This is a genomic window from uncultured Nostoc sp. (genome assembly GCF_964245575.1).
Taxonomy (GTDB): Bacteria; Cyanobacteriota; Cyanobacteriia; order Cyanobacteriales; family Nostocaceae; genus Nostoc.
Window position 1 is genome coordinate 9,456 of record NZ_CAXTNP010000157.1, and the last position, 9,449, is coordinate 18,904.

At 43.4% G+C, this 9,449-nt stretch carries 10 protein-coding genes; 5 read left to right on the top strand and 5 right to left on the bottom strand.

What is annotated here, in order from left to right; translation table 11 throughout:
• The coding region (locus ACFFAP_RS22945; RefSeq protein ID WP_375513386.1) for a hypothetical protein at positions 1–223 on the bottom strand (223 nt) is incomplete at its 3' end.
• A 227-nt stretch (positions 224–450) separates the two neighbouring features.
• On the bottom strand, positions 451–642 hold the full coding sequence (locus ACFFAP_RS22950; RefSeq protein ID WP_375513387.1) for a hypothetical protein: 192 nt from the start codon (positions 640–642) through the stop codon (positions 451–453).
• Between the two features lie 1,308 nt (positions 643–1,950).
• On the opposite strand from ACFFAP_RS22950, the gene ACFFAP_RS22955 reads away from it, so the two are divergent.
• Positions 1,951–3,927 carry a cytochrome-c peroxidase gene (locus ACFFAP_RS22955; RefSeq protein ID WP_375513388.1) on the top strand — a complete coding sequence of 659 codons (1,977 nt, stop codon included), beginning with the start codon at positions 1,951–1,953 and terminating at the stop codon, positions 3,925–3,927.
• 306 nt (positions 3,928–4,233) lie between these two features.
• Here ACFFAP_RS22955 and ACFFAP_RS22960 read toward each other — a convergent pair whose 3' ends face one another.
• Positions 4,234–4,383 carry a hypothetical protein gene (locus tag ACFFAP_RS22960; protein ID WP_375513389.1) on the bottom strand — a complete coding sequence of 50 codons (150 nt, stop codon included), beginning with the start codon at positions 4,381–4,383 and terminating at the stop codon, positions 4,234–4,236.
• Between the two features lie 258 nt (positions 4,384–4,641).
• Between ACFFAP_RS22960 and ACFFAP_RS22965 the strand changes: the two genes are divergently transcribed.
• The 4 genes from ACFFAP_RS22965 (at position 4,642) to ACFFAP_RS22980 (ending at position 7,991) form a co-directional block, all read left to right on the top strand.
• A complete protein-coding gene (locus tag ACFFAP_RS22965) occupies positions 4,642–5,862 on the top strand; it encodes an ABC transporter substrate-binding protein (RefSeq protein WP_375513395.1) in 1,221 nt (406 codons plus the stop codon).
• Complete coding sequence (locus tag ACFFAP_RS22970) at positions 5,862–6,086, top strand: hypothetical protein (RefSeq protein WP_375513390.1); 225 nt, start codon at positions 5,862–5,864, stop codon at positions 6,084–6,086. The genes ACFFAP_RS22965 and ACFFAP_RS22970 overlap by 1 nt, the downstream gene beginning before the upstream one ends.
• A gap of 163 nt (positions 6,087–6,249) precedes the next feature.
• Complete coding sequence (locus ACFFAP_RS22975; protein ID WP_375513391.1) at positions 6,250–7,158, top strand: carbohydrate ABC transporter permease; 909 nt, start codon at positions 6,250–6,252, stop codon at positions 7,156–7,158.
• Positions 7,155–7,991: a carbohydrate ABC transporter permease gene (locus ACFFAP_RS22980; RefSeq protein ID WP_375513392.1), complete on the top strand. Its 837-nt coding sequence runs from the start codon at positions 7,155–7,157 to the stop codon at positions 7,989–7,991. The genes ACFFAP_RS22975 and ACFFAP_RS22980 overlap by 4 nt, the downstream gene beginning before the upstream one ends.
• A gap of 312 nt (positions 7,992–8,303) precedes the next feature.
• Here the strand turns inward: ACFFAP_RS22980 and ACFFAP_RS22985 are convergent, their stop codons facing one another.
• Together ACFFAP_RS22985 and ACFFAP_RS22990 are read right to left on the bottom strand one after the other, a co-directional pair.
• Complete coding sequence (locus ACFFAP_RS22985) at positions 8,304–8,882, bottom strand: alpha/beta hydrolase (RefSeq protein WP_375513393.1); 579 nt, start codon at positions 8,880–8,882, stop codon at positions 8,304–8,306.
• Positions 8,883–8,895: 13 nt separating this feature from the next.
• Positions 8,896–9,363 (bottom strand): nuclear transport factor 2 family protein, encoded by a 468-nt coding sequence (locus tag ACFFAP_RS22990; RefSeq protein ID WP_375513394.1) that lies wholly within the window; start codon positions 9,361–9,363, stop codon positions 8,896–8,898.
• Between the last annotated feature and the right edge of the window lie 86 nt (positions 9,364–9,449).

Here is a 9,449-nt window from a genome sequence, read left to right on the forward strand (position 1 = left end):
AAATAACAGTAGAATCCGATCGCTCTCCAGGAACAGATAGAGGCTTATAGCGTGCTTCTGAAACTTGTACCAAAACTAGTACAAAAGAGCGATCGCCTAATTTCCCTTCAACGCGCAGATGTAGTAAATCTGCCTGCAAAAGTGCGATGCCTGCGGCGGGCGTAGCCATCGCACTTTTGTAGTTAGAGTTTTTGAATGGCGATCGCATTTCCCAAGCCGCCATTATAAATCTGCCTGCAAGCAATTACTCTTTTTGTACCAAGAGTTTTTGGAGGGTGATCGCACTGATCTACCCATCTTTGAGGAATAACTACTACGGCGTTAAAAACTTTTATCTTTTGCAACTACTTTGGGTACATTCAGCAGACCGAAAAGTTTTCCAGAAGCCTTACCAAACTTTCATTTGAGCGAGTCAACACCATTCGCTGGAATCGCGTTAAAATCAGCTTTTTAAGTAACGAGCGTTATGGATGGACTTTCTGCGATGGCGTACCCGCCCTTTCCGGTGGCGATCGCAGCTAACGCTCTCGTCATCTGACAAAGCATCGCCTGAAACCCTTCTTCTTTCGTTAACTTCAGTAGACCGAAAACTTTTGCGATGCCTTCTCTACGAGACGCTACGCGAACGGAGAGCGTAGCCATCGCTCTGTAATGGATACCTACACATTTCAAACCACAGATGCACGGAGAAAGATGCAACGCTTATACCCGACTGTGTAACCCAGCAAAGTTGCCTTGGTAGACTACTAACAACTTGGGTTATTAATCTAATTTGAACTAAAAATCGTCATTCTAGGCACTTGAAAATTTCGAGCGCGTACAAAAAAACTGGAATGAACACGATGACCCCAGTCATTGTGCGACCCGTCCTCATTTTTGGGTTACGGAGAAAACATTGGCTGTAGCGCAATTAGTGAACTTTTGTAAATATTGCGTGTCGTCTGCGAAAAACTTATGAGATGGAACTGAAAACTCAACAGACACTACGCTGTCAAATTATCAGACAGAATTTTTTATAAACTTTTGTAAACAATTGGCTGGTTCTGCATAAAACTTGTATGCCCAATGTAAATTATACAAGTACTTGCTTGACGAGCATTAATTGAGGTTTACTTGATCTGGTCTTGCGTAACTATTCTTTAGCAACTACTGCTTTGTATAAGGGAGGTGCATTTGTAAAAAGAATATGGGTTAGTAATCAGTCACAAGATGTATTCCGACTGTGATTCATTACTTCTAAAGATTTAAAGAAATCCAAAGGAAATCCTAAGAAGCTAAAGCCTCAGATTTAACTAACGAGCGCAGGAGAATGTGCTGACTTTTGGATGAATGGTAAATGTTGTTCATATACTTTGCAATACCACCCATTAATTAAAAAGGTCTAAACACTATGGCAGTATCTGATATCGTTTTTGCACAAGACTTGACAGGATCATATTCTGAGGACTTGCCCAACCTCAAACTCCTACTTGCTGCGGTGGTAAATCGGTTAAGCAACAGAGCGACTAGAAAATAGAGACTCAAAGCTTGACTCAATCAAAGTTTCAGAATCTTGCCTGGATTATTGTTTTTCGAGAGTAGCAAAACAGGGTTAAGCAAGTGCGGACTGAATATCAAAGGCATAATTCTTTAATAGGTTTTTTGAACCCTTAAAACTTTTCAAATAGCCGATTACATGAATAAGAGAATAAGAAATTTAAAACTTATTCGCAGATGTATAACTTGTTTCAGTGTTATTTGATAACAAAAATCATGGAAATTATACTTGTAATAAGCTTAGTAGCCTTTATTACTGGCTTATCAATTTACTTCCTACTGACCTTAAGAGGTCGAATTTTGCTCAAATCTTTGGTGACAAAAATAAAGTGCCAATGGTGGAGACTTAGGTTTGGCAAGCTTAACCGATTAGAATCAAGATATTCCAAGACTATAACAATTGCTGCCATTATTATGCTAGCAGTAATTGCTGGAAATAGTGTATCCGCACAGGTTACGGGGTCGCCTCCAGTTTCGCTCAAGAGCGTATCGGTTCCAGAACCTGACAATATTGGAGACTTTGTAAAAAACAAAGCAGCTGCAATCAAGTTAGGAAAGACTCTTTTTTGGGATATACAAGTTGGAAGCGACGGAGGTACTTCCTGTGCTAGTTGTCACTTCCATGCTGGAGCCGACAATAGATCCATAAATCAGATTGCTCCTGGGCTTTTGCGGATTAACGCTGATCGTACAGAGAATCCAGATATAGTTTTTAATACAGGCGGCGGGCCAAACTACCAGCTAACAAAAGCAGATTTTCCCTTTCACAAGCTGTCAAATCCAAATGATTCTACGACTGTGGTATCTGACAGTAACGATGTTAGTTCCTCTCAAGGAGTAGCCAACACAAAATTTGTTGGTGTTATACCTGGTAGCTCAAGAGACCTAGAAACAAGTGAGCCAGATCCAGTGTTTAAAGTGGGAGGTATCAATGTGCGCCGCGTCCAGCCGCGTAATACGCCAACCGTAATTAATGCAGCATTCAACTTCCGCAACTTCTGGGATGGAAGGGCACAGGATATCTTTAATGGGGTAAATCCTTTCGGTTTAAGAGACTCTAACGCCTCTGTGGTGAAAGCAGAAAACCCAAATCAGCTTAAATTTGTCAAAGTCAGCCTGAATAATTCGTCTTTGGCTTCCCAAGCGGTCGGTCCGCCACTGAGTTCCTTCGAGTCATCTGCTGATGGCCGTACTTTTCAAGAAATTGGTAATAAGTTTGGTCAAATTGACCTCAGCAAATTTATAGTTGTCAACAACTCGCTGGGTTCGCTGGAAAATATTCTGTCAATTGGAGGTACAAAGCTCCCCAGAGTCTTGGGGCAAAAGTTATCTGGACTTACACCACTAGGCAAACAGGTTGTGCATCCACAAGACAGCGTTTTAGGTGCAGATAGTAGTTATCCTCAGCCCGGACTCAAGGATAAAACCTATGAGGATCTGATTAAAGATGCCTTTAAGCCAGAGTGGTGGAACTCTAATCAACTGATCCAAATTGATGCTGAAGGTAAACGGACTTTTGTTAATAAAGCAGATAACTCTTCCCAAACCGCTGAGTACAGGCTGTTGGATTATAACTTCTCGCTATTCTTTGGGCTTGCAGTTCAGTTGTACGAGTCTACACTCATTGCCAACGATACGCCCTACGATCGCTTCTTAGAAGGAAATACCACCGCCCTCACCGTGCAGCAGCAACGAGGCAAACAACTATTCGAGGGCAAAGCTGCCTGCATCTTCTGCCATAGTGGGTTAGAACTCACCAGCGCCTCGGTTAGCAACGTCAAGAACCAAAGACTCAGAGCCACCACCACCACCACTCCCATAACCGTCTCGGACAGAGGTTTCTTCAATATCGGTGTTAGACCCACCCTAGAAGACATCAGTCTTGGTGGTAAAGACCCATTTGGTAATCCACTTTCGGAGTCGGGGGTAGCTGCTTTGGGGAAATTCCCACTACTTTTAGGTTCAAGCCCCAATGTTACAGTTAGCCCCAATGACACAGTAGTTGCAGACGGACAGTTTAAAGTTCCTGGACTACGCAATATAGAACTGACAGCTCCTTACTTCCACAATGGTGGCTATTTAACTTTGCCGCAAGTAGTGGACTTCTATAATCGTGGTGGAGATTTCCGCCCGCCAGGGGTTCTCCGCCCATTGGGATTAAGCGAAACTGAAAAAGATGACTTGGTGGCTTTCCTGAAAGGACTCACCGATGAGCGAGTCGTCTCTGAGAAAGCGCCCTTTGACCACCCGCAGCTGTTCGTTCCCAATGGACATCTAGGTAACTCTATGTATGTTGTCAATGATGGTACTGGCAAAGCTGCTGATAACGTACTAGAAATTCCTGCTGTAGGTAAGAATGGTGGTAAAGGTACTCCAAATTTCCTGAACTAACTAGCAATTTGAGTTAGTCACTTAGGTGTCACAGCAGGGGAAGATAAGCGAAAAAATTACAAGTATTGGAGCAGAAAGCCCACTAATAACAATCTGAAAATCCAAAAAATTTTCAGATTGTTACCTCCTTCTCCCAAAAGGAGACGCTGCGCGAACAGGGATGGGATTTATGCGTTGCACCTTTAGGTGCAGTCCCATTATTAGCGTGTTTTTTGGTTAGTTGAAGGATTCAGTGCAAAAGTTTTTGGAGTCATTAGGAATAAGCCAGCGTATCACAGACGGCATCCGCGACGGTCATTTATATCTTCATAACCCATTACTAAGCCGTACACTCTCTGTGCAATTAAACTCCTGACCTTGCGATCGCATTGCGATCGCATCCCAAGAAAAACCCTTCCCCACTGCCGCAGACTTCGCCAAAGCAGTCTGGCAAGTCGCATCAATAACTAAACGCATCACAAAAAAGTAAAAAAGTCAAACGTAATTGTCTAATTCTGTCACTGTTTCATCACAATCGCACCCTCGTTATGGGGATTCGGAAGTGATTGAGGCAGACGTTGCAAACGTTTGGCAGCAGATTGTTATCTTCAGCGATGGCGAGAGGCTTGAGAACCGCTATATCACTCTTTAGCAACAGAAGGTATAAGTAAGAGAAAAGAGACTATTATCTGTGTTGTGATCAAAAAAAGATTGTTTAATTTTTTGGGACTAGTGATGGCGATCGCGATCGCTATTATTGCTTGTCAAAGCCTACAATTACCAAGCAAACCGTTAGCATCTACCGCAGTCACCATTAAACTTAGTGGTTGGGGAGGCTCTGTTGTTGAACAAAAACTCTTGACGGAAGTACTGCAAGACTTTGAAGCACAACATCCAACTATTAAGGTCAGATATGAAGCAATCTCCGACCAATATATGGATGTGATTAAAACTCGTCTGGTTGGGGAAGCCGCGCCTGATGTCTTTTATCTGGATGCGCTGGAAGCTCCTTTTTTAATGAGTCAAAATGTCCTGGAACCCTTAGATGCTTACATCACCCCCAAATTTGACCTACCGGACTTCGAGGATGCCCTACTCAACACCTTTAAATATCAGAACCAGATTTATGGACTTCCCAAAGACTATTCCACCCTTGCTCTGTTTTATAACAAAAAAGCCTTCGCTGCCGTAGGCTTGAGTAGTCCGCCAGCTACTTGGGATGAATTACGTAACTACTCGAAACAATTGACAGGCAAACTTAACAAATACGGCTTTGGAGAAAACTCAGAATTAGCGCGTCAGGCTTATAAAATTAAAGCTTTTGGTGGACAAATCGTCGATCAAAATGGTTATGCTACCTTTGCCAGTGCAGCAGGTTTACAGGGTTTGGAGTTAGTAGTAGACCAGTATCAAAAAGACCGTTCCTCTGCCCAAAAATCTGATGTGGGGACAAACTCAGGTAGTGAAATGTTTGGTCAAAGTAAGGTGGCAATGGTGATTGAGGGGAATTGGGCAATTCCTTATTTAACTGAAACCTTTCCCAAACTAGAGTTTGCTACCGCACCAGTGCCTACTATTAATGACAAAAAAGGCACAATGTTACTTACAGTTGCCTACGTGATGAACAAGCAAGCACAGCATAAAACCGAAGCTTGGAAGTTGATTGAATATCTCACGGGTAAAGAAGGGATGCAAAAGTGGACAGGAACAGGATTTGCTTTGCCAACACGTAAATCAGTAGCAAAGAATTTGGGCTATGATCGAGACCCTATGCGATCGCCATTAGTAGCGGGTATTGATTATGCTACACCGTGGCAAGTAGGTGAGTATTCATCTGCGATCGTCAATAACTTTGATAACCAGTTTGTCAGCGCCTTATTGGGGCAACAATCATTAAAGCAGGCGATGCTGAAGGGAGAGAATGAAGCTAATCAGCAGATTAAGGCGATGGAGTAATGCTTAGTAGAGCTTTGCGTAAAATCGTAGCGTTTTTAATGCAAGGGGATGCGTTGGCATTGTCAGCCAATGCGTTGGCATTGTCAGCCGATGCGTTGGCATTGTCAGCCGATGCATTGGCATTGTCAGCCGATGCATTGGCATTGTCAGCCGATGCATTGGCATTGCAGGGTATTGCCAAATTTAATTTGCTACGAATTAATGAAATGCTGTACTTAGTCTAAATAAGTAATATTTTTTATTAATATCAACTTTAATAGGGACAGATTATGCAGCAAAGTTTTGGGCTTTGCAATTTATGGAGTCGATGTTACAGCCATTTCGGCTAGGCAAGCCGCATCCCTTATGTGTCCCACTTTACGCTAATACCCAGATGGAGGTTCAATAGTGTTTGAAATTAGCAGGCGACGAAGTAACCCGAAGTGGAATCTCACAGAAGACTTGGCTGGGTATATGTTTATGATCCCTACCATTTTAGTTTTAGGAACTTTTGTAGTCTTACCTATTTTCTACGCCATTTTTCTTTCCCTGCAAAAAGTCCAACTTCTCGGCGGTATTGAATACGAGTTCATCGGTTTTCGGAACTTCATGCGATTAGCTGAAGATGAAAGGGTTGCGATTGCTTTGAGAAACACAGCCGAATATGTAGCTATTGTTGTGCCAACTCAAACTATCTTGGCTTTGATTCTAGCGGTAACTCTCAATTCTGGGATTCGTGGTAAAAACTGGTGGCGCATCCTCTATTTTTTGCCTACAGTCACTTCTTCAGCAGTGCTAACGCTCATTTTCATGTGGATTTATAACACTGATGGGTTACTAAACGATTTTCTCGCTTTTGCAGGGCTACCTACTTATAACTGGTTAGGTAATCCAGCAGTTGCGCTCAAAGGCATTATGATCATGAACATTTGGTCAACTGCGCCGTTTTTCATGGTGATTTATCTAGCGGCGTTGCAGGATATCCCCCAAACACTTTATGATGCTGCCCAACTCGATGGCGCAAATGGGTGGCAGCAATTTATCTACATTACTTTTCCCTTACTAAAGCCTGTAACCTTCTTTGTGGTAGCAGTGGGGGTAATTGGGACTTTTCAACTTTTTGATCAGTCTTACATCTTTTCTGCTGGTACTGGTGGCCCAAACAACGCTACTTTAACTGTAGTGCTGCTAATTTACCAAGCTGTGTTTCGGAATTTACAAATGGGATATGCAGCTGCGATCGCATTTTTATTAGCAGCAGTGATCATTGCCATCACTTTAATTCAGCGACGACTTTTTGGAGGTGAACGGCTTTGACTAACATCTCTGGCTTATCCTGGTTCAAAGTCTTGTTATACGTCTTGCTGACACTCTATGCCCTGATTACTCTAATTCCCTTTATCTGGGCACTTTCAGCATCATTTAAGCCGCTATCAGAGATTGTCAGTGGTGAATCCAACTTTCTCCCTAAGAATTTTACTCTTGACAACTACAGGCAAATCTTTCTACAAGAACCGCTATTTTGGCGCTGGTTGTTCAACAGTGTGGTAATTGCCATCAGCGTCACGCTTTTAAATTTGTTGTTAAATTCAATGGCTGGTTATGCCTTGGCGAGACTGCACTTTGTAGGCAAACGCTTTTGGTTCTTCCTAATCTTGGCAGTACTGGCAGTCCCAGCGCAAATTACGCTAATTCCCACATTTTTGATTTTAAAAGCGATCGGCTGGCTGAATTCTTACCAAGGCATGATTGTGCCTAGCATGGTTAATGCCACTTTTATCTTCATGATGCGGCAATTTTTCGTTAATTTTCCTAAAGAACTGGAAGAAGCAGCTCAACTTGATGGCTTAAATACTTTTGGAATTTTCCGGCATATTGTCTTACCTTTAGCAAAACCAGCACTAGCAGCACAGGCAGTTTTTGTATTCATGGGCAGTTGGAATAATTTTTTACTGCCTATAGTTATCCTATTTGACCCAGAAATGTTTACCCTGCCTTTGGGTCTGAACACCTTCAAAGGTCAATACATCAGCTATTGGAATTACATTATGGCGGCTTCTATAGTCTTCACTCTACCAGTTTTAGGCATTTACGCCTTTTTTAATCGTTACTTTATTCAAAGCGTCACCTTTACCGGGGGAAAAGGTTAATAGGTGTGCCTTGAATCATAATTTGGTAAAAATTATGAACCATAAATCGAGCAAGAGGTAAGAATCCAGAGATGAGCCATTTTCTTGATTATTGGAAAGTCATTATTTAAGGTAAACTTTAATTGAAGTCAGTTAATTTAGCTAAATCCTTAATTAGCGCATTTGTTGCTTTGCTGCCTTCAGCAGTAGACAAGCTACGCCTAATGCTGCGATCGCTACTTTCGGAGTTGTCGCCCAGATTCTGAAGGAATATTGGAACATCTGCTAGAAACGCTATTTATGCAGCGTTTCTAGCGGTAATGGCAATCGAGTTTAGGTCTTGAGGAATGCCAGCAGATCGGTGTTAAATTGCTCTTGATGGGTGCTGAACAATCCGTGGTCTGCGCCCGAATAGACCTTTAGAGTCGCTCCCTTGACAATTTGCGAAAAGAGACGAGCTGAGTTAGCGATCGGCACAATTTGGTCGTCGTCGCCGTGAATCATCAGCGTTGGCACGTCGAATTTCTTGAGGTCGTCGGTGAAGTCGGTTTCCGAAAATGCCTTGATGCAGTCGAGTGCGCCCTTAAGACCGACCTGCATACTCTGGAGCCAGAACTGCTGACGCAGACCAAGTGAAACTTTAGTACCTGGTCTGTTGGCACCGTAGAATGACTCACTGAGATCCTCGTAGAACTGGGAACGGTGGTTTGTGACACCCATGCGGATGGTATCAAAGACTTTAATCGGCAGTCTGCCAGGATTAGCTTCGGTTAAGAGCATCAGAAGTGGCACTGCGCCCACTAGAACGGCTTTTGCAACGCGAAGAGTGCCGTGGTCACCGATATAACGGGTGACTTCGCCGCCGCCTGTCGAGAACCACAGGCTTTTCGGCTTTTCAAGCGTGCCATTCACCTGGGACACCTTGCTACGGCACTGATACTTCGCTGCCGTCTGGGTTGCTCTGGAATGTCCAGGTACCACCCGATCGGAAGGTCGAACCTGTGCCAAAGGTGTCCTCCATGTATTGCATGTAGGTGATCAAGCCGTTCTTGACCTTCGCAAAGAAGACAAAGGGAGAGGTAAACTTTTTACCGAGTTTCACCGAGTGGGTGGTGAAGGTGCCGAAGAGCGCTACGTTCTCGCCTTCGCCAAAGGCATCTTGAACCTCTAAGTCTTCAATCATCCAAAAGGTGTTGAGCTCCTGGAAAACTTTGAGGACGCTGGCCGGACCATCTTTATGCGTGCCTGCCCAAGGCATAAGCTTTTTTAGGTCGGGATTATCATAGGTGAGTGATACGTAGATGGCACCGGGGGAGACAAGCCGATTGACGACCTCAGGCTTGGTGGCACCTTTGAGGAGTTCCTGCACGATTTTAACGTTGGTGTTTGACATGGGTGTGTTCGTTTTCAGTTACAGTTGGTTTCTAGGGTGTCGGTCAAGTAATCACAATTGACAAAAAAGAGATAATGTGAAGTGGA